The 19,515-nt window shown below is 65.2% G+C and carries 13 protein-coding genes and 4 tRNA genes; 14 read left to right on the plus strand and 3 right to left on the minus strand.

Annotated elements, in window-relative coordinates; genetic code table 11:
- Positions 1 to 114 precede the first annotated feature (114 nt).
- From NR101_RS07280 to NR101_RS07290, 3 genes are all read right to left on the minus strand, one after another.
- A complete protein-coding gene (locus NR101_RS07280) occupies positions 115 to 1,353 on the minus strand; it encodes an EAL domain-containing response regulator (protein WP_256775008.1) in 1,239 nt (412 codons plus the stop codon).
- Positions 1,350 to 4,193, minus strand: coding sequence for a response regulator (locus NR101_RS07285; protein ID WP_256775009.1), 2,844 nt, complete (start codon positions 4,191 to 4,193; stop codon positions 1,350 to 1,352). Before NR101_RS07285 ends, NR101_RS07280 begins: the two co-directional genes overlap by 4 nt.
- A 153-nt stretch (positions 4,194 to 4,346) precedes the next feature.
- A complete protein-coding gene (locus tag NR101_RS07290) occupies positions 4,347 to 7,094 on the minus strand; it encodes a TonB-dependent receptor (RefSeq protein ID WP_256775010.1) in 2,748 nt (915 codons plus the stop codon).
- A gap of 168 nt (positions 7,095 to 7,262) precedes the next feature.
- Between NR101_RS07290 and NR101_RS07295 the strand changes: the two genes are divergently transcribed.
- From NR101_RS07295 to rpoB, 14 genes are all read left to right on the plus strand, one after another.
- Positions 7,263 to 8,267: a cyanophycinase gene (locus NR101_RS07295; RefSeq protein WP_256775011.1), complete on the plus strand. Its 1,005-nt coding sequence runs from the start codon at positions 7,263 to 7,265 to the stop codon at positions 8,265 to 8,267.
- A 123-nt stretch (positions 8,268 to 8,390) separates the two neighbouring features.
- Complete coding sequence (locus NR101_RS07300) at positions 8,391 to 9,404, plus strand: isoaspartyl peptidase/L-asparaginase (protein ID WP_256775012.1); 1,014 nt, start codon at positions 8,391 to 8,393, stop codon at positions 9,402 to 9,404.
- A gap of 138 nt (positions 9,405 to 9,542) precedes the next feature.
- Positions 9,543 to 9,628: transfer RNA gene (locus tag NR101_RS07305), tRNA-Tyr, on the plus strand.
- 28 nt (positions 9,629 to 9,656) lie between these two features.
- A tRNA-Gly gene (locus NR101_RS07310) sits at positions 9,657 to 9,730 on the plus strand.
- A 47-nt stretch (positions 9,731 to 9,777) separates the two neighbouring features.
- Positions 9,778 to 9,853 (plus strand) — tRNA-Thr (locus NR101_RS07315).
- 41 nt (positions 9,854 to 9,894) lie between these two features.
- Complete coding sequence (tuf, locus tag NR101_RS07320) at positions 9,895 to 11,085, plus strand: elongation factor Tu (protein WP_256777719.1); 1,191 nt, start codon at positions 9,895 to 9,897, stop codon at positions 11,083 to 11,085.
- A gap of 100 nt (positions 11,086 to 11,185) precedes the next feature.
- Positions 11,186 to 11,261: transfer RNA gene (locus NR101_RS07325), tRNA-Trp, on the plus strand.
- A 49-nt stretch (positions 11,262 to 11,310) separates the two neighbouring features.
- Positions 11,311 to 11,718 (plus strand): preprotein translocase subunit SecE, encoded by a 408-nt coding sequence (gene secE / locus NR101_RS07330; protein ID WP_256775014.1) that lies wholly within the window; start codon positions 11,311 to 11,313, stop codon positions 11,716 to 11,718.
- A 10-nt stretch (positions 11,719 to 11,728) separates the two neighbouring features.
- Positions 11,729 to 12,289, plus strand: coding sequence for a transcription termination/antitermination protein NusG (gene nusG, locus NR101_RS07335; protein ID WP_256775015.1), 561 nt, complete (start codon positions 11,729 to 11,731; stop codon positions 12,287 to 12,289).
- Between the two features lie 243 nt (positions 12,290 to 12,532).
- The gene (gene rplK, locus NR101_RS07340) at positions 12,533 to 12,961 is read left to right on the plus strand and encodes a 50S ribosomal protein L11 (RefSeq protein WP_017356002.1); all 429 of its coding nucleotides are present in this window, start codon (positions 12,533 to 12,535) and stop codon (positions 12,959 to 12,961) included.
- A 4-nt stretch (positions 12,962 to 12,965) separates the two neighbouring features.
- On the plus strand, positions 12,966 to 13,664 hold the full coding sequence (rplA, locus tag NR101_RS07345; RefSeq protein ID WP_256775016.1) for a 50S ribosomal protein L1: 699 nt from the start codon (positions 12,966 to 12,968) through the stop codon (positions 13,662 to 13,664).
- A gap of 387 nt (positions 13,665 to 14,051) precedes the next feature.
- Positions 14,052 to 14,591 (plus strand): 50S ribosomal protein L10, encoded by a 540-nt coding sequence (gene rplJ / locus NR101_RS07350; protein WP_256777720.1) that lies wholly within the window; start codon positions 14,052 to 14,054, stop codon positions 14,589 to 14,591.
- Positions 14,592 to 14,653: 62 nt separating this feature from the next.
- Positions 14,654 to 15,019, plus strand: coding sequence for a 50S ribosomal protein L7/L12 (gene rplL / locus NR101_RS07355; RefSeq protein WP_256775018.1), 366 nt, complete (start codon positions 14,654 to 14,656; stop codon positions 15,017 to 15,019).
- 268 nt (positions 15,020 to 15,287) lie between these two features.
- Complete coding sequence (gene rpoB, locus NR101_RS07360; RefSeq protein ID WP_256775019.1) at positions 15,288 to 19,442, plus strand: DNA-directed RNA polymerase subunit beta; 4,155 nt, start codon at positions 15,288 to 15,290, stop codon at positions 19,440 to 19,442.
- Positions 19,443 to 19,515: the final 73 nt, after the last annotated feature.

Genomic DNA, 19,515 nt, shown 5'->3' on the forward strand with positions numbered 1-19,515 from the left:
GACGCGCCGGATGCCGCGCGATGCCGCGTGCCTGCGATCGTCAACCGTTGTGAACCGATGCACAAGGGTGCGGGGCCGCGCTGGATGGCGTGGTGAATGCGGGCCGGTGAAGGCTCAGCGCGTGGCGAGGGTGTCCGGGTGGCCCAGTTCGGTGTGTCGGTGTGCGGCCTTTTCCTGGTCCAGCAACGCACCGAAGGTTTCGGCGGGAATCGCGCGCGAAATCAGGAAACCCTGGACCTGGTTGCAGCCCAGCCTGCGCAGGGTAGCCAGCTCGGCATCGGTTTCCACACCCTCGGCGACGATGTTCAGCCCCAGCTTGCTGCCCAGTGCGATGACCGTGGCCAGCGCGCTGTGCAGCGCCGGATCGCGCGCGCAGCCGCGAACCAGTGCCCGGTCGATCTTGACCTCGGTGAAGGGCGTGCTGACCAGATTGTGCACCGAACTGAGACCTTGGCCGAAATCATCCTGGGCCAGTCCGAAGCCCTTCATGCGCAACCGGCAGGCCCCGGCGTAGTAATCGCTGACATGGTGGGTGGTGCTGCTCTCCATCAGTTCGAAGCACAGATCGGCGGGAATGCCGCCGTGCTTGAGGGTCAGCTCCAGCAGTTCGTCGGGCAGGCTGCTGCGCTCGAGCAGGTGGGGTGGCAGGTTGATCGACACCGGGATGCGGAAGCCCTGTTCGCGCCAGCGCGCTTGGGCCTGCACGCTGGCCTTGAGGATATGGCGCAGCAGCGCCGGTTCCAGCCCATGTTGCTCGATCAGCGGTAGGAAGCGACCGGCCTGCAGGGTGCCGTGCTCGGGATGGCGCCAGCGCACCAGTGCTTCGGCGGCCACCACCAACCCCGAATCCAGCGACTTCTTCGGCTGGAACCACGCGGTGATCTGGCCGTCGCAGATCGCCGCGCACAGGCGCTCCCGGCTGGCCAGGATCGGAGCCTCCTCCGGTGCGGTCGGCGGGGTGGCCTCGGTGCTGGCGTGGTCAAGCTGCGCCAGCAGGTCGCCGACATCGGCCGGGGACACCGGCTTGGGCAGGATGCCGAGCACGGTGATGCCCAGCGATTCGGCCATCAACCGCGCCGATGCCATCATCCGTTGCGAGGCCGAGCTGACCAGCGCCAGCATCGGGCGGTGCTCCTGCGCGGCCAGCGCCTGGATGAACTGGATGCCATCCACGCCCGGCATCATCAGGTCGGTCACGACCAGGTCGTAGCGGCGCCAGTTGCACATCTCCACCGCATGCGCCGCATCGCCGCAGGTGTCGGTGGCGATGCCGGGCGCGGCATTGAACATGTTGGCCAGGAAGCCGCGCTGGAACGGCTGGTCTTCGAGGATCAGTACACGGTGGTTGCTCACGTCGGGGCTCCTGCGGTCAGTCCGCCCAGGGCATGGCGGAGGGTGCCGATGTCGATCGGTTTCACCAGGTAGTCGGTCATGCCACCGGCCAGGCAGCGCTCGCGTTCTTCGGGGGTGGCATTGGCGGTGGCGCCGATCACCGGCATCGCATGGCCCTGCTGGCGCAGCCGCCTGGCCAGCGCGTGGCCGCCAAGGCCGGGCATGTTGATGTCGGTCAGCACCACGTCGAACTCCTCGGCCGTGCAGCAGGCCAGCGCCTCGTGCCCGTCGCAGGCGGTGACCACGCTGCAGCCCAGGGTTTCCAGCTGCTCCTTGAGGATCAGGCGGTTGATCGGATTGTCTTCGGCGATCAGCACGTGCAGGCCAAGCGCGGCACGCACGACCGGCGTCGTCGAGACTGCCGGTGCCCGGTTGCCATGCTGCAGGCGGAACACCGCATCGGCGATCGCGCGGATGCTGAGCGTAGTGACCGTCAACTGATCCGGTCGTGCCGGATCGTCGCAGGACGGGTCGCCGGCGTCAGCGGTTGCGATCACCCGCGGACCGGCCCACGCGATCGGCACCGCATCGCGCGGATCGCTGTCGACCAGGATCGCGCCCGGCTCCGTGGGTACCGGCATGTCCGTGCTGTAACGGCGCGCGCTGGCACCCCAGCGCTGCAGCCATTGGCAGGCGCTGTCGGCAAGTTCGGCCAGGGCCGCGCGCACGTACACGGGTGGGTCGCACAGCAGGCGCGGACCATCGGCGCCGGCGTCGGCCAATGCATCGGCATCCACGCCCAGCGGCAGGATCACGGTGAAGCTGCTACCCAGGCCGGGCTCGCTGACCAGGCGCATGTCGCCGTTCATCAGGCGCACGAGGTGGTCGCTGATCGACAGCCCCAGGCCGGTGCCATCCGAACGGCCTTGGCCGTCCGCCTGGCGGAACGGCTCGAACAGCCGCGCATGTTCGGCCGCGGCGATGCCGATCCCGGTGTCGGTGACCTGCCAGCTGACGGTAGCGGTGCCGCCCTCGCAGGCGAGCAGCTTGACGCGCAGCACGACGCGGCCACTGTCGGTGAACTTGATCGCATTGCTGAGCAGGTTGCCCAGCACCTGGCGGATGCGGTCGGCGTCGCCGGTGAGCTGCGCAGGCAGGCGCGGATCGGTACAGACCACCATCTGCAGCTGCTTGCGGGCCGCAGCGGCCGCGTAGGCGCGCAGCGTGGTCTCGGCCAGGTCCAGCGGCGAGAACGCCGTGGTGGCCAAGGTCAGCTGGCCCGATTCGATCTTGGAGACATCCAGGATGTCGCTGATCAACTGCAGCAGCACCGACGAGGAGTGCCGGATGGTCTTCAGGTACTCGGCCTGACGCGGATCCAGCGCCGTGTTGCCCAGCAGTTCGAGCGTGCCCAGCACGCCGTACAGCGGCGTGCGGATCTCATGGCTCATGGTGGCCACGAACGCGCTCTTGGCCTGGCTGGCCTCGTCGGCCGCCTGCTTGGCCGAGGACAACGCCGCCTGGATCTGGCGGTGCCGGCTGATGTCGTTGAACACGCACAGCAGCACATCGTCACCGTGGTAGCGCGTGGCTGCGTACAGGACCTGCAGCTGGCGTCCATCGGCGGTGGTGACGTCGACCGGGCGGCGGCTGCCCGCAGTGCATTGGGCAAGGTCGGCCGTGCGTCGCCACGCCCCGGTCCAGTCGCCGGTGCCGGTATCGCTGCCCAGCCAGTCCCGCGCGAGCTGGTTTTCCAGCATTACCCGAGCGTCGTGGCAGCGCAGCACGCACATGCCCACCGGCGCCATCTCGATCACCGTGCTGCCGAAATCGAAGCTCTCCAGCAACCGCAGGTGCTGGCGGTGTGCCGGCTGGATGAGCTGGCGGTCGATGCGTCGGATCAGCAACCGCAACGCCGCGATGGCGGCGAGGCATACCAGCAGCGACACCGCGATGTGTACGGCCATATCGCGCAGCAGCAGCGCCGCTGGAAGGTGGTAGACGAGCCGCCAGCCGTCCTGGCCGATGCTCTTCACCAGAGCCAGCCCCTTGGGTATCCCGTGCGCCCAGACGAAGGCGAAGGCATCTGCGTGCTGGCCGCGCAGCCATGTCGTGGGCGGCTCGGCCGAAGGGCTGGAGAGCACGGGCTGACCGCGCTGGTCGAGCAGCAGGAACTCACCGATGTCTTGGCCGGAGACCGTGTCCGCTACCGCGGCCGGATCAAGCGCCAGCACCAGCCAATGCGCCGGATCGGCGCCCTCTTCGGCTGCGCGGTACAGGTAGATCGAGGCCCCGGGGTGGTTCGCCGGCAGCCAGTACACGCCCGTGCCGGGCGCGGCGCGGCCGGCATGCGCACGCAGTACCGACGCGGTCAGCTCGGCCGGCGGGGGTGTTGCCGGCGTGTGCCGACCCTGCAGCCACTGGCGTGGCGCCTGCGGATCGCTGCTCACGTGCAGCAGGTGCGCGCCGAAGTCGGCCATGGTCTGCTCGGCGCGCGCGGACAGCAGCAGGCTGAGCTGCCGGCCGTCGCGGCCCGGCCCCAGCGGCAGTCGCTGTACCTCGCTGTCCTGGCCGTCGTCCGGCCGGGCCGGGGCGGCGGCGGGCAGCGGCGATTCCACCACCGAGTCCACCAGGTAGTTCAACAGGGCTTCGCGATGGTCGAAATACAGCTGCGCCCGGTAGGCGGCAGCGTTCATGTCGCGGCGATGTACCGACACGTCCTCGCTGAGCTGCGCCAGCAGGTAGAACCCGGCCGTGCCCAGCAGGCAGAACAGCACGCACAGCGACAACCAGCGCAGCAGCACGTTGGCCGCTACGACCGGGGCGTCGAGGGAGGAACGTCGGGGCAGGAGACGATGCATGCGCGCATGCTAGGAAGCGCGGCCGCCCGCGCACATCAGCCGATCCCTAAAACCGGGCGTGCCGCGACCGCGTCACGGGCGCCGTTCAGCTGGATGAAAACGAACGGGCCCGCACAGTGGCGGGCCCGTCCAGTGCTCCGTGCAGGGCGCTGCTTACAGCGCGGTGCCGCCGAACTTGTGCGTGTACTGCAGGTTCACCGTACGGCCGACGGTGTCGAACCAGGACACGTCGTAGTACGGGTAGGGCGTGTAGGTCACGTCCTTGGGCGGCATCTTGTTGGCCACGTTGACCACCGTCAGCGACAGGCGCGAATGGTCGTCGAAGCGGTACTGCAGCGACACGTTGTAGCGGTAGGTGGCGCCGATCCACGGGCTGTCGCCGCTGTCCGGGTCGAAGCTCTGGTCGTAGCTGTCGTAGGTCGGCAGCCGACCCAGGCGCGAGCCGTAGACCGTGGCCGACCAGGCGTCCTTCTCCCAGGTGATGCTGGCGCTGGTCTTGGTGCGCGGGATGTCGAAACCGCTGTTGACCGCGAACTGGTCTTCGACCACATCACCCTCGAACTGCTGGAAGTCGTGCGTCTTCACCCAGGTGTGGTTGCCGCTCAGGATGAAGTCGCCCAGCCCGGTGCTCAGCCGGTAACGCAGGCCCACATCGATGCCACGCGTGGTTTCGCGCGCGATGTTGATCGGGTTGACGTGCACGCCGTAGAGGCGGCCGTCGCTGGTGCGGGTGACCCGGCCGATCGCATCCACGCAGGTCGGCGAATCGGCCTCGGCCTTGCCCAACCGGCATGCCGCTTCATCGCGCAGGATGGTGCCCACGTCCATGTCCTGCACCTGGTTGCGCATGTCGATGTCGAACCAGTCCACCGACAGGTCCAGGCCGATCGCCGGCGACCAGACCAAGCCGGCGCTCCAGGAGGTGCTGGTCTCCGGGTCCAGATTGCGGTTGCCCTCGCGGGTGCGGATCAGGTTTTCCTCGTAGTCCGAGCAGTCCTCGGCCTGGTCCAGCTGGCAGTTGTAGTAGTCGTTGTTGCTGGTCTCGTCATTGCCCGGGCCGGCGTATACGTAGTGCAGGTCCGGCGCGCGGAACGCGGTGCCGTAGGAGCCGCGCACCAGCAGGGTATCGATCGGGCGCCATTCGATGCCGCCGCTCCAGGTCGCCTTGCCGATGCTGTTGCCCGAATAGCGGTACTGGTCGTAGCGACCGGCCACGCTCACGTTGAGGGTGTCGTGCAACGGCAGGCGCAGTTCGGCCGCCGTGGCCCAGCGGTTGCGGCTGCCGTGTCCGTCCGAATCCTTCCAGCTGTAGTAGTAGTACCCGGTCGCCAGCGGATCGGGATTGAGCGCGTAGGACTGGTTGCCGAACTCGGCGGTGGCGGCGAAACCGGCCTTGCCGCCCGGCAGTTCAAACAGCGCGCCGTTGGTCAGGGTCAGCGCGGCGGTGTCGGTGCGCGACTTCGGCGTATAGGTCGTCCTGGCGGCGATCGAATCGTATTCGCTGCGACTCAGCGGCCGGTACAGGCGCGCCGGGTCGGCGTTGAATACCGGGAACACGTTGTCGTCCTCGTCGGTGTACTCGCCCAGCTGCTCGCCCAGGAACAGCGTGTTGGCCTTGGCGGCGATGATCTGCGGCCAGCGGATCGAAGACTGGTACTGCGAGTGGCTCAGCGAGGCCTCGTAATCCCAGTTCGCGTCCAGGCTGCCCTTGAAGCCGGTGGTGACACTGAAGGTCTTCTGGGTGCTGCGGATCATGCCGTTGCGCAGCCCGCCCATTTCCTCCGGCGAGAACTGACGCTGCCAGAACTCGACCTGGTCGGTGGCCTGGTTGTAGAAGTAGCCGTCCTCGTTGCCGTCGGCAGCCATCCGGCCCCACTGGGACACATCGCGCATCAGCGCGATGTCGTGGTAGCCCATCTGCACGTCGGCAAACCAACTGGCCCCGTTGTCGAAGGCGTAGTTGAGCGAGGCATAGCCGTTGACGCCACGGCGCTTGCTCAGGATGGTGCCGTAGCCGATGGACGTGTCGCTGCCGCAGTAGAAGCCGTAGCGCGCGCGCTCGGCGTACCGGGTGCTGCCACGGTTCTGCCCGGCCAGCGCATCGCAGGTGGCCTGGCCCGGGTCCAGGTAATCATCGTTGTAGTCGGTGCGCAGGTAGGCACGGCGCGCGGCACGCGCACTCTCGGTCGGCGCATCCTGGGTGGAATCCTGCTGGCTGCGCTGATAGGCCCACAGCGGCGTCTGCGACTGCAGCTCCAGGCTGTACACCGCGCTGAAGCGACCGGTATCGAAACCGCTGGCTAGGCTGATGTCGAACGACTCGCCACCGCCTTCGGTGGTGGTGCCCATGCGCATGTCCACGGTCGTGCCATCCACGCGCTTCTTCAGGATGAAGTTGACCACCCCGGCGATGGCGTCCGAACCGTAGATCGCCGAGGCGCTGCCGGTCAGCACTTCGATCCGCTCGATCATCCCGATCGGGATGTTGGAGACGTCGGTGAAGTTGCTGCGGCCCTGGAACGGCATCGGGAAGTCGGCGATGCGGCGGCCGTTGACCAGCACCAGGGTATGGTTCGGGCCCAGCCCGCGCAGGTCGACCTGCTGCGCGCCGGGCGAGAAGTCGGCGCCGCTGGAGGACTGCTGGCTCTGGGTCTCACCCCCGTTCTGGGTCATCGAGCGCAGCACATCGGGCACGCTGGTGAAGCCGCTGGCCTGGATCTGCTCGGCGGTGATCACCGTCACCGGTGCCGGGCCCTCCACCTGCGCACGCGGAATGCGCGACCCGGTGACCTGCACCGTGTCCAGTTGCTGCACCCCGGGGGCGGAAGTCTGGGCAGCCGCGGTCGCGGCCACACCCATCAACGCCAGCTGGATCGACCACGCCATCGCCTGTTTACGCATGAGAATTCTCGAGAAGAAAGTGTCGGCCTCGAGGGAGGCCTGTCCCCCATTCACATTTCGCGAATGGACGGCGCGCATTTAACGCCTTTTTTACGGGGTTGACCACTGCCATGTTCTCTGGCACACAGTGGAAGCGTTTACACCCTCGATGTGTTCAGGGAGATCAGTGTGCACAAGGCTCTCCGCCCCTTCGCGCCCCTGCTCTGGCTGCTGTCGGTCGGCCTGGCTGCGCCGGTCCACGCTCAATCGCTGCAGGACCCCGGTTATCGCTACTACGAGGTCGGCGACCTGGACGCGTCGCCGGCCGCGCATACCGAACCGGCGATGATGCTGATGGGAGGCGGGGAGTGGGTGCTCGAGGCGTTCCAGTGGTGGCTGCAGCGGGCCGGGCACGGCCGCGTCGTGATCCTGCGCGCCTCCGGCGCCGATGACCTGCAGGAGCGCCTGTACCGCGGCATCGGCGGGGCCGCCTCGGTGCAAACCCTGGTGTTCGACAGCCGCCGCGCCGCCGATGACCCGGCCGTGCTGCGGGTGGTGGCCGCGGCGGATGCGATCTTCATCGCCGGCGGCGACCAGTCCCGCTACATCCGCTTCTGGAAAGGCACCGCACTCAATGCCGCGCTCAACGCGCATGTTCGTGCCGGGCGCCCCATCGCGGGCACCAGCGCCGGGTTGGCCATCCTTGGCGGGTACAGCTACGGCGCCCTGGATGGCGGCAGCGTCACCTCCGAACGCGCGCTGCGCGACCCGATGGGCAGTGCGGTCACCCTGGACAACGACTTCCTGACCTTGCCGTACCTGTCCAACGTGGTCACCGACACCCATTTCGGCAAGCGTGACCGGCTCGGCCGGTTGATTGTCTTCGTTGCCCGGGCCGCTCGGCAGGCCGGGCGTGATGACATGGTGGGCATCGGCGTGGACGAGGACACCGCGCTGTGCGTGGAGGCCGATGGGCGAGGGCGCGTGCTCAGCAATGACGACGGCTACGCCTGGCTGGTGATGCCCCGGCATACCGCCGAGCGCCTGCGCGATGGTGAACCGCTGGATTTCCACGCGATCCCGGTCACCGGCGTGGGCAGCGGCAGCCTGCTGCATCTGGATGGATTCGGCGTGGACGATGCGGCCTTCCGCATGACCGCCGACATCCGCGACGGCCACCTGCAGCTGCGGTAGCGCACCCCCGTTGGCCGCAGCGATACCCGGATCACGCGCGAGGTCCGCCTGGGCAGGGCACAGGCCTACCCGCGCCGCGCATCTGCGGCCATGATGGACCTTCCCAACCTGCCGGTGCCGCCGATGTCCCGTCCAACCGCGTTGCTGTTGTCGCTGTGCCTGTCGATGCCGCTGGCGGCCACCGCCGCCGGCCCGGTGCTGGTCCTTCATGGCGGTGCCGGCGTGGAGCGCAAGGATCTGTCGCCGGCCGAGGAAAAAGCCGCGCGCGCCGCCCTCCAGCAGGCATTGTTGAAAGGCCATGCCGTGCTGGCTGCGGGCAAGCCGGCACTGGACGCGGTCACCGCAGCCATCACCGTGCTTGAGGACGATCCCACCTTCAATGCGGGCAAGGGCGCGGTGTTCACCCACGATGGCCGCAACGAACTGGATGCGTCGCTGATGGATGGCGCCACGCTCAAGGCCGGTGCGGTGGCTGGGGTGCAGCGGGTGCGCAACCCGATCCTGCTGGCCGAGGCGGTAATGCAGCATTCCCCGCACGTGATGATGGTCGGGCAGGGCGCCGAAGCGTTCGCCGCCACCCAGGGCATCACGCTGGTCGATCCGTCCTACTTCCGCACCGGGAAGCGCTGGCAGCAACTGCAGAAAGCGCTCAAGGAAGAGGCCAGCGGCCAGGCCCATGCCGATCTGGAGACCGCGCGCCACTTCGGCACCGTCGGTGCGATCGCGCTCGATGCGCAGGGACACCTGGCCGCCGGTACCTCTACCGGTGGCATGACCAACAAGCGCTTTGGCCGCGTCGGCGACTCGCCGATCATCGGCGCCGGCACCTATGCCAACGACATCTGCGCGGTGTCGGGTACCGGCTGGGGCGAGTACTACATCCGCACCGCCGCCGCCTACGACATCTGCGCACGCATGCAGTACCTCAAGCAGAGCCCGGCCGAGGCCGGACGCGCGGTGATCAACCAGCGCATCCCCGCGCTGGGCGGCGACGGTGGGGCGATCGTGTTGTCCGCCGACGGTCGCGTGGCCATGCCGTTCAACACCCAGGGCATGTACCGCGGCTGGATCGGTGCCGACGGCGTGCCGCACGTGGCCATCTTTGCCGACGAAGCGCTGCCGCTTCCCGCGCAATAGCCCGTCGTTGCGGCGGAATTTGCGATTGCTGTGAAAAAGTTGAAAAAGAGTGTTGACAGAACCCGTCTTCACCCCCAAAATTCACGGCTCTTCCACCCCACACCGAAAACGCTTCGGCGCCACGGGACAGGGTGGTAAGGAGGGATACCCAAGCGGCCAACGGGGGCAGACTGTAAATCTGCTGGCTTACGCCTTCGGTGGTTCGAATCCACCTCCCTCCACCAGTTTCATGTTGTGGCAAGAGCTTCCGATGCGGGAGTAGTTCAATGGTAGAACCTCAGCCTTCCAAGCTGATGGTGCGGGTTCGATCCCCGTCTCCCGCTCCATTGAATGAATTTGAATATATTCAAATTCGTGCCATAATACAAAACTCGCTCACGTAGCTCAGTCGGTAGAGCACCTCCTTGGTAAGGAGGAGGTCGAAGGTTCGATTCCTTTCGTGAGCACCATCTAAGTGCTACCAATTCAGACGATTTCGAGATAAGCAGCCATGGCCAAGGGTAAGTTCGAGCGCACCAAGCCGCACGTCAACGTCGGCACCATCGGTCACGTCGACCACGGCAAGACCACGCTGACCGCCGCACTGACCAAGATCGGTGCTGAGCGCTTCGGTGGCGAGTTCAAGGATTACTCCGCGATCGACGCCGCGCCGGAAGAAAAGGCGCGTGGCATCACGATCTCGACCGCGCACGTCGAATACGAATCCACCGAGCGTCATTACGCCCACGTGGATTGCCCGGGCCATGCTGACTACGTCAAGAACATGATCACCGGTGCTGCCCAGATGGACGGCGCGATCCTGGTCTGCTCGGCCGCTGACGGCCCGATGCCGCAGACCCGCGAGCACATCCTGCTGTCGCGTCAGGTCGGCGTGCCGTACATCGTCGTGTTCCTGAACAAGGCCGACATGGTGGACGACGCCGAGCTGCTGGAACTGGTCGAAATGGAAGTCCGCGAGCTGCTGAGCAAGTACGACTTCCCGGGCGCCGACACCCCGATCATCGCGGGCTCGGCCCGTCTGGCGCTGGAAGGCGACCAGAGCGACATCGGCGTGCCGTCGGTGATCAAGCTGGTCGAGGCGCTGGACACCTGGATCCCGCTGCCGGAGCGTGACGTCGACAAGGCATTCCTGATGCCGGTCGAAGACGTGTTCTCGATCTCGGGCCGCGGCACCGTGGTGACCGGTCGTATCGAGCGCGGCGTGATCAAGGTCGGCGAAGAAATCGAAATCGTCGGTATCCGCGACACCGTCAAGACCACCGTGACCGGCGTGGAAATGTTCCGCAAGCTGCTCGACCAGGGTCAGGCAGGCGACAACGCCGGTCTGCTGCTGCGCGGCACCAAGCGTGACGACGTCGAGCGTGGCCAGGTCCTCTGCAAGCCGGGTTCGATCAAGCCGCACACCCAGTTCGACGCCGAAGTCTACGTCCTGTCCAAGGATGAAGGCGGCCGCCACACCCCGTTCTTCAAGGGCTACCGTCCGCAGTTCTACTTCCGCACCACCGACATCACCGGTGCGGTCGAGCTGCCGGAAGGCGTGGAAATGGTCATGCCGGGCGACAACGTGAAGATGGTTGTCACCCTGATCAACCCGGTCGCCATGGATGAAGGCCTGCGCTTCGCGATTCGTGAAGGCGGTCGTACCGTCGGCGCCGGCGTGGTCTCCAAGATCCTCAAGTAATTTCGTAATGCCGGCGGTTGCTTAGCGCTGCCGGTCTCGCGAATGGCGGGCCGGGAACCTCGGTCCGCCTTCGCCGTCTAAGGGAAGGCAGTTTTTCAGTACGCCAGTAGCTCAATTGGCAGAGCAGCGGTCTCCAAAACCGCAGGTTGGGGGTTCGAGTCCCTCCTGGCGTGCCACTTCTCCCTTCCAGCGGCCATGCCATGCCGCCTCAGCAGCCAGAGCCGGATGAACAGCAAGATCGAGCATTCCAAGGACAACACCTCTACTGGAGGTGACATCGTCAAGTACGCCGCCGCAACCATTCTGGTGCTGGCGGGTCTCTTTGCTTGGTACTGGTTCGGCACCCCTGAGCATGCGTCCCAGAGTGCATGGGCCGGTCCGCTTCGCGGTCTGGCTGTTGTCGTTGGCCTCGCGGCCGGCGTTGGCGTGTTCCTGATGACCGGCAAAGGTCGCGACACGCGTGCGTTTCTTTCCGAATCGCGTTTCGAACTGCGCAAGGTTGTCTGGCCGACCCGCCAGGAAGCCATCCGCATGACCTGGGTGGTGATCGTGGTTGTGATCATCCTCAGCCTCCTGCTGGGCGGATTTGATTTCCTGATTCAGAAAGCGACCCAGTGGTTCCTGGGTCGATAAGGAGAAACCAGTGAAGCGTTGGTACGTCGTTCACGCCTATTCGGGCTTCGAAAAGTCGGTTGCGCAGGCTCTGCGCGATCGCATCGTGCGTGACGAGATGCAGGAGCGCTTCGGTGATGTCCTGGTCCCGACCGAGGAAGTGGTCGAGATGCGCGCCGGCCAGAAGCGCCGTTCCGAGCGCAAGTTCTTCCCGGGTTACGTGCTGGTCCAGATCGAGACCCACGAAGAAAACGGTATCCCGCGCATCGACAACGAAAGTTGGCATCTTGTGAAGGACACCTCCAAGGTGATGGGCTTCATCGGCGGTACTGCCGATCGTCCGCTGCCGATCCATGATGAAGAGGCTGCTGCCATCCTGGACCGCGTTCAGGAAGGTGTGGAAAAGCCCCGTCCGAAGGTGCTGTTCGAGCCGGGCCAGATGGTCCGTGTCACCGAAGGCCCGTTCAACGACTTCAATGGCGTGGTCGAGGAAGTCAACTACGAGAAGAGCCGTCTGCGCGTCTCGGTGCTGATCTTCGGTCGTGCTACCCCGGTCGAGCTCGAGTTCGGCCAGGTCGAAAAGGCCGTCTGAGCCTGCGGGCACAAGGTTCCGGGCCATCGCTCGGAACCTGAACGGCCCGGTCACGCCTGCCTTGCGGCAATGGCGGAAAAATTCTGATATAGTGCGCGGCTTCCTGCCAGGAAGCTGGCAAAAAGCAAGGGCCGCCGCGAGGTGGCCTTCTGCGTGAATTCAAAACGCGATGCCGGGACGCGTGATTCCCGGTCCGATGGGGAGCCTGTTGTCGTAAGGCGCTAGCACCCGGAGAGCATACTCATGGCAAAGAAAGTTGTCGGTTACATCAAGCTGCAGGTGAAGGCCGGTCAGGCCAACCCCTCGCCGCCGGTCGGTCCTGCGCTGGGTCAGCGCGGCCTGAACATCATGGAATTCTGCAAGGCCTTCAATGCCGCCACGCAGAAGCTGGAGCCGGGTCTGCCGGTGCCGGTCATCATCACGGCCTATTCGGACCGTACCTTCACCTTCATCACCAAGAGCACCCCGGCCGCCGTGCTGCTCAAGAAGGCTGCTGGCATCTCCTCGGGCTCCAAGCGCCCGAACACCGACAAGGTGGGCAAGGTGACCCGTAAGCAGCTGGAAGAAATCGCCAAGACCAAGGAAGCCGACCTGACGGCCGCCGACCTGGACGCCGCGGTGCGCACGATTGCCGGTTCTGCCCGTTCCATGGGCCTCGTGGTGGAGGGTTAAGAAGATGGCACAGACCAAGCGTGAGAAGGCCATCAAGGCTGCCGTCGTCCCGGGTAAGGCGTATGCCTTCGAGGACGCAATCAAGATCCTGAAGACCGCTACCAAGGCCAAGTTCGTCGAGTCCTTCGACGTCGCTGTGCGCCTGGGCGTGGACGCCAAGAAGTCCGACCAGCAGGTGCGCGGTTCCACCGTGCTGCCGTCCGGTACCGGCAAGAGCGTGCGCGTTGCCGTCTTCGCCCCGGCCGGTGCCAAGGCTGACGAAGCCCTGGCCGCTGGCGCCGAAGCCGTTGGTATGGAAGACCTGGCCGAGAAGATGCAGGCCGGCGATCTGAACTACGACGTCGTCATCGCCACCCCTGACGCCATGCGCGTCGTGGGTAAGCTGGGCACCGTGCTCGGCCCGCGCGGCCTGATGCCGAACCCGAAGGTCGGCACCGTGTCGGCCAACCCGGGTGAAGCGGTCAAGAATGCCAAGTCGGGTCAGGTGCGTTACCGCACCGACAAGGCCGGCATCATCCATTGCACCATCGGCAAGGCCGACTTCGCCGAAGACGCGCTGAAGTTGAACCTGCAGGCGCTGCTGATGGACCTGATCAAGGCCAAGCCGGCAACCTCGAAGGGCACCTACCTGCAGAAGGTTTCGGTCAGCTCGACGATGGGCCCCGGCGTCACCGTCGATCCGTCGTCGCTGACCCTGAAGTAATCGTTTCAAGCGGGCGCGGGTCCTTCGGGTCCCGTGTCCGTCACATTTGAAGGCATCCGAGCAGGGGCAACCCCGCGGAGAAGCCGTCAAAGACCGCAGGCGCGGTCAGTACATACCGGCGACGGGCAGGGATGCTCGCTTTGGCAAGGAGTCGCCGCCGGCGCAGTACCGACCGCTTAATCGATTCTCTCGGGAATCACCCTGCGTAGATGGTGCCCTTCTGGAGTTTTTCTGGTTTACGCACGTCTGGGTTCTCCCAGGTTGGCCATCCAGGTCTAGAACGGCCCACCCTTGGAACATCACCTGATGTTCCCGGCGTCCAGGAGGGATACCGCCCAGGACCGCGCTCGGCAGGAGCCGTAAGCGGAGTTCAATTGGAGGAGTGCAATGGCTCTCAATCTGTCCCAGAAGCAAGAAGTAGTCGCGGAGCTGGCAGAAGTCGCCGCCAAGGCTCACTCCTTGATCGCAGCCGAATATGCTGGCACCACGGTCTCCCAGATGACCGCGATGCGCAAGCAGGCACGCGAAACCGGCGTTTTCTTGAAAGTTGTCAAGAACACGCTGGCGGCACGTGCAGTGGAAGGTACCGAATACGAATGCGCCAAAGACGCACTCGTCGGTCCGCTGCTGTACGCGTTCTCGCTCGAGGAGCCCGGCGCAGCCGGTCGCCTGATCAAGGATTTTGCCAAGACCAACGACAAGCTGCAGGCAAAGGTCGTGGCCATCGGCGGGGGACTGTTCCCGGCTGGCCATGTCGACGTGCTGGCCTCGCTGCCGACCCGTGATCAGGCCCTGGCCATGCTGGCCCGCGTCCTGACCGAGCCGGTCACGATGTTCGCCCGCGCCATCAAGGCCATCGGCGACAAGCAGGGTGGTGGCGAAGAAGCCGCTGCCGACGCTGCCGAACCGGCTGCCGAGACCGCCTGAGTCGACGTTTCCGTGGTTCCTGACGGAACCTCAACCCAGAAAATTATCCAAAGGTAATCAAAATGTCCCTTACCAACGAACAGATCGTCGACGCAATCGCCGAGAAGTCCCTGATGGAAGTGATGGAGCTGGTCAAGGCCATCGAAGAGAAGTTCGGCGTCTCCGCCGCTGCTCCGGTCGCCGCTGCTGTGGCTGGCCCGGCTGCCGTCGTTGAAGAGCAGACCGAATTCGACGTCATCCTGAAGTCGGCCGGCGACAAGAAGGTCGAAGTCATCAAGGCCGTCCGCGCCATCACGGGCCTGGGCCTGAAGGAAGCGAAGGACCTGGCCGAAGCCGGTGGCGTGATCAAGGAAGCCGCTTCGAAGGACGACGCTGCCAAGTTCAAGAAGGACCTGGAAGCTGCTGGCGCGACTGTCGAAGTCAAGTAAGCAGTTCCTTGCCTCGCCATCGAATCACGGCGATGCAGCCAAGGCTGGGGGCGTAAGCCCCCGGCCTTTGGTCGTTGTTGCGACAACGACCGGTAGAGCCGACCGTTGGTCGGCTGACCTTTCCGGCCCCAGGCCGGCGAGTTGGCAGTTGGAAGTAGCAAAAGAAGGCGTGCTGGTGCCGGCAATACCAGCGACTTCCAACTGACAATTTTCATGTTCCCTTCGGGCCGCGCCTGTACGGCGGCCCGCACAGCCAAGGTGAGACCCCATGACGTCATATTCGTTCACCGAAAAGAAGCGTATCCGCAAGGATTTCGGCAAGCAGCGCTCGATCCTCGAAGTGCCTTTCCTGCTCGCCATCCAGGTGGATTCCTATCGGGAGTTCCTGCAGGAAAACATCGATCCGGCCAAGCGCCGTGATCTGGGCCTGCACGCCGCCCTGAAGTCGGTCTTCCCGATCGCCAGCTACAGCGGCAACGCTGCGCTGGAATACGTGGGTTACAAGCTTGGCGAACCGGTGTTCGACGAGCGCGAGTGCCGCCAGCGCGGCATGAGCTACGGCGCGCCGCTGCGCGTGACCGTGCGCCTGGTGATCTACGACCGCGAGTCGTCGACCAAGGCCATCAAGTACGTGAAGGAGCAGGAGGTCTACCTCGGCGAAATCCCGCTGATGACCGACAACGGCACCTTCATCGTCAACGGTACCGAGCGCGTCATCGTGTCGCAGCTGCACCGTTCGCCGGGCGTGTTCTTCGACCACGACCGTGGCAAGACGCACAGCTCGGGCAAGCTGCTGTACAGCGCCCGCATCATCCCGTACCGCGGCTCCTGGTTGGACTTCGAGTTCGACCCGAAGGACGCGCTGTTCACCCGTATCGATCGTCGCCGCAAGCTGCCGGTGTCGATCCTGCTGCGTGCGCTGGGCTACAGCAATGAAGAAATGCTGGCCGAGTTCTTCGAGATCAACACCTTCCACATCAACCCCGATGAAGGTGTGCAGCTCGAACTGGTGGCCGAGCGTCTGCGCGGCGAGACCCTGAACTTCGACCTGGCCGACGGCGACAAGGTCATCGTCGAAGCCGGCAAGCGCATCACCGCGCGCCACGTCAAGCAGCTGGAAGCCTCGGGCATTGCCGCCCTGGCCGTGCCGGACGATTACATCGTCGGCCGCATCCTGTCGCACGACGTGGTGGACGCCAACACCGGTGAACTGCTGGCCCAGGCCAACGACGAAATCACCGACGACCAGCTGCAGGCCTTCCGCAAGGCCGGCGTCGATGCCGTGGGCACCCTGTGGGTGAACGACCTGGATCGTGGCCCGTACCTGTCCAACACCCTGCGCATCGATCCGACCAAGACCCAGCTGGAAGCCCTGGTCGAGATCTACCGCATGATGCGTCCGGGCGAGCCGCCGACCAAGGATGCCGCGCAGAACCTGTTCCACAACCTGTTCTTCACCTTCGAGCGCTACGACCTGTCCACGGTCGGCCGCATGAAGTTCAACCGTCGTGTCGGCCGCAAGGCTGTCACCGGCGAAGCGGTGCTGTACGACCGCAAGTACTTCGGTGAGCGCAACGACGAAGAGTCCAAGCGCCTGGTCGCCGAGCATGCCGATACCTCCGACATCCTGGAAGTGATCAAGGTCCTGACCGAGATCCGCAATGGTCGCGGCGTGGTCGATGACATCGATCACCTGGGCAACCGTCGCGTGCGTTCGGTCGGTGAAATGGCCGAGAACGTGTTCCGCGTGGGCCTGGTCCGCGTCGAGCGCGCGGTCAAGGAGCGCCTGTCGATGGCCGAATCCGAAGGCCTGACCCCGCAGGAGCTGATCAACGCCAAGCCGGTCGCCGCTGCCATCAAGGAGTTCTTCGGCTCCTCGCAGCTGTCCCAGTTCATGGATCAGAACAACCCGCTGTCGGAAGTCACCCACAAGCGTCGCGTCTCGGCCCTGGGCCCGGGCGGTCTGACCCGTGAGCGCGCCGGCTTCGAAGTGCGCGACGTCCATCCGACCCATTACGGCCGCGTCTGCACCATCGAAACCCCGGAAGGCCCGAACATCGGCCTGATCAACTCGCTGGCCGTGTACGCCCGCACCAACCAGTACGGTTTCCTCGAGACCCCGTACCGCAAGGTCGCCGACGGCAAGGTCTCCGACGACATCGAGTTCCTGTCGGCGATCGAAGAAAACGAATACGTCATCGCCCAGGCCAACGCCCTGACCGATGCCAACAGCATGCTCACCGAGCAGTTCGTTCCGTGCCGCTTCCAGGGCGAATCGCTGCTCAAGCCGCCGGCGGAAGTCCACTTCATGGACGTCTCGCCGATGCAGACCGTGTCCATTGCAGCGGCGCTGGTTCCGTTCCTGGAACACGATGACGCAAACCGTGCACTGATGGGCGCCAACATGCAGCGCCAGGCCGTGCCGACCCTGCGTGCGCAGAAGCCGCTGGTGGGTACCGGTATCGAACGCGCCGTGGCCCGTGACTCGGGTGTGACCGTGAACGCCCGTCGTGGCGGTGAGATCGTGCAGATCGACGCCGGCCGCATCGTGGTCAAGGTCAACGAAGTGGAGATCACCGACGCGACCGACGCCGGCGTGGATATCTACAACCTGATCAAGTACACCCGTTCCAACCAGAACACCTGCATCAACCAGCGTCCGCTGGTGGAAGTGGGCAACGTGGTGGCGCGTGGCGACGTGCTGGCTGACGGTCCGTCCACCGACATCGGCGAACTGGCCCTGGGCCAGAACATGCTGATCGCCTTCATGCCGTGGAACGGCTACAACTTCGAAGACTCCATCCTGCTTTCCGAGCGCGTGGTGGAAGAGGATCGTTACACCACGATCCACATCGAAGAGCTGACCTGCGTCGCGCGTGACACCAAGCTGGGGCCGGAGGAAATTTCCGCCGACATCCCGAACGTGTCCGAGCAGGCGCTGAACCGTCTGGACGAGTCGGGCGTGGTGTACATCGGTGCCGAAGTGCGCGCCGGCGACATCATGGTCGGCAAGGTCACCCCGAAGGGCGAAAGCCAGCTGACCCCGGAAGAGAAGCTGCTGCGCGCCATCTTCGGCGAGAAGGCTTCGGACGTGAAGGACAGCTCGCTGCGCGTGCCGCCGGGCATGGACGGCACCGTCATCGACGTGCAGGTCTTCACCCGCGACGGTATCGAGAAGGACAAGCGTGCCCGTCAGATCGAAGAATCTGAAATCAAGCGCGTCAAGAAGGACTTCGACGACCAGTTCCGCATCCTGGAAGGCGCCATCTACGCCCGTCTGCGTTCGCAGATCGTGGGCAAGGTGGTCAACGGCGGTGCCAACCTGAAGAAGGGCGACACCGTTACCGACGCCTACCTGGACGGCCTGAAGAAGGCCGACTGGTTCGTGCTGCGCATGAAGGATGACGACGCCTCCGAAGCCATCGAACGCGCCCAGAAGCAGATCCAGGCGCACGAGAAGGAATTCGAGCGTCGCTTCGCCGACAAGCGCGGCAAGATCACCGCGGGCGACGACCTGGCGCCGGGCGTGCTGAAGATGGTCAAGGTGTTCCTGGCCGTGAAGCGTCGTATCCAGCCGGGCGACAAGATGGCAGGCCGCCACGGCAACAAGGGTGTGGTCTCCAACGTGGTGCCGGTCGAGGACATGCCGTACATGGCCTCGGGCGAGACCGTGGACATCGTGCTGAACCCGCTGGGCGTGCCGTCGCGTATGAACATCGGCCAGATCCTGGAAGTGCATCTGGGCTGGGCCGCCAAGGGCCTGGGTCGCAAGATCCAGGGCATGCTGGAAGCCCAGGCCGCGATCAGCGACCTGCGCAAGTTCCTGGACGATGTCTACAACCACGACAAGACCCAGCACGCCAACCATGTCGACCTGACCCAGTTCAGCGACGAGGAGCTGCTGCGCCTGGCCGACAACCTGACCGACGGCGTGCCGATGGCCACCCCGGTGTTCGACGGTGCCACCGAAGCCGAGATCAAGCACATGCTTGCCCTGGCCGACCTGCCGCTGAGCGGCCAGACCCAGCTGTATGACGGCCGCACCGGTGAGGCATTCGATCGCCACACCACCGTGGGCTACATGCACTACCTGAAGCTGAACCACCTGGTCGACGACAAGATGCACGCCCGTTCGACCGGCCCGTACTCGCTCGTTACCCAGCAGCCGCTGGGCGGCAAGGCGCAGTTCGGCGGCCAGCGCTTCGGTGAAATGGAAGTCTGGGCGCTGGAAGCCTACGGCGCGGCCTACACCCTGCAGGAAATGCTGACGGTGAAGTCCGATGACGTGCAGGGTCGTAACCAGATGTACAAGAACATCGTCGACGGTGAGCACGAGATGGTCGCGGGCATGCCGGAATCCTTCAACGTTCTCGTGAAGGAAATCCGCTCGCTGGCCATCAACATGGAACTGGAAGACAACTGATGGCGCAGGCGCGGCTGCCCCGGCAGCCGCGCCACCCGTTTGTTTACTGACAGCCCATCGACAAGATTTCCTC

The sequence above is a fragment of the Stenotrophomonas sp. Ste86 genome (assembly GCF_024519465.1).
In the GTDB taxonomy this organism is placed as follows: domain Bacteria; phylum Pseudomonadota; class Gammaproteobacteria; order Xanthomonadales; family Xanthomonadaceae; genus Stenotrophomonas.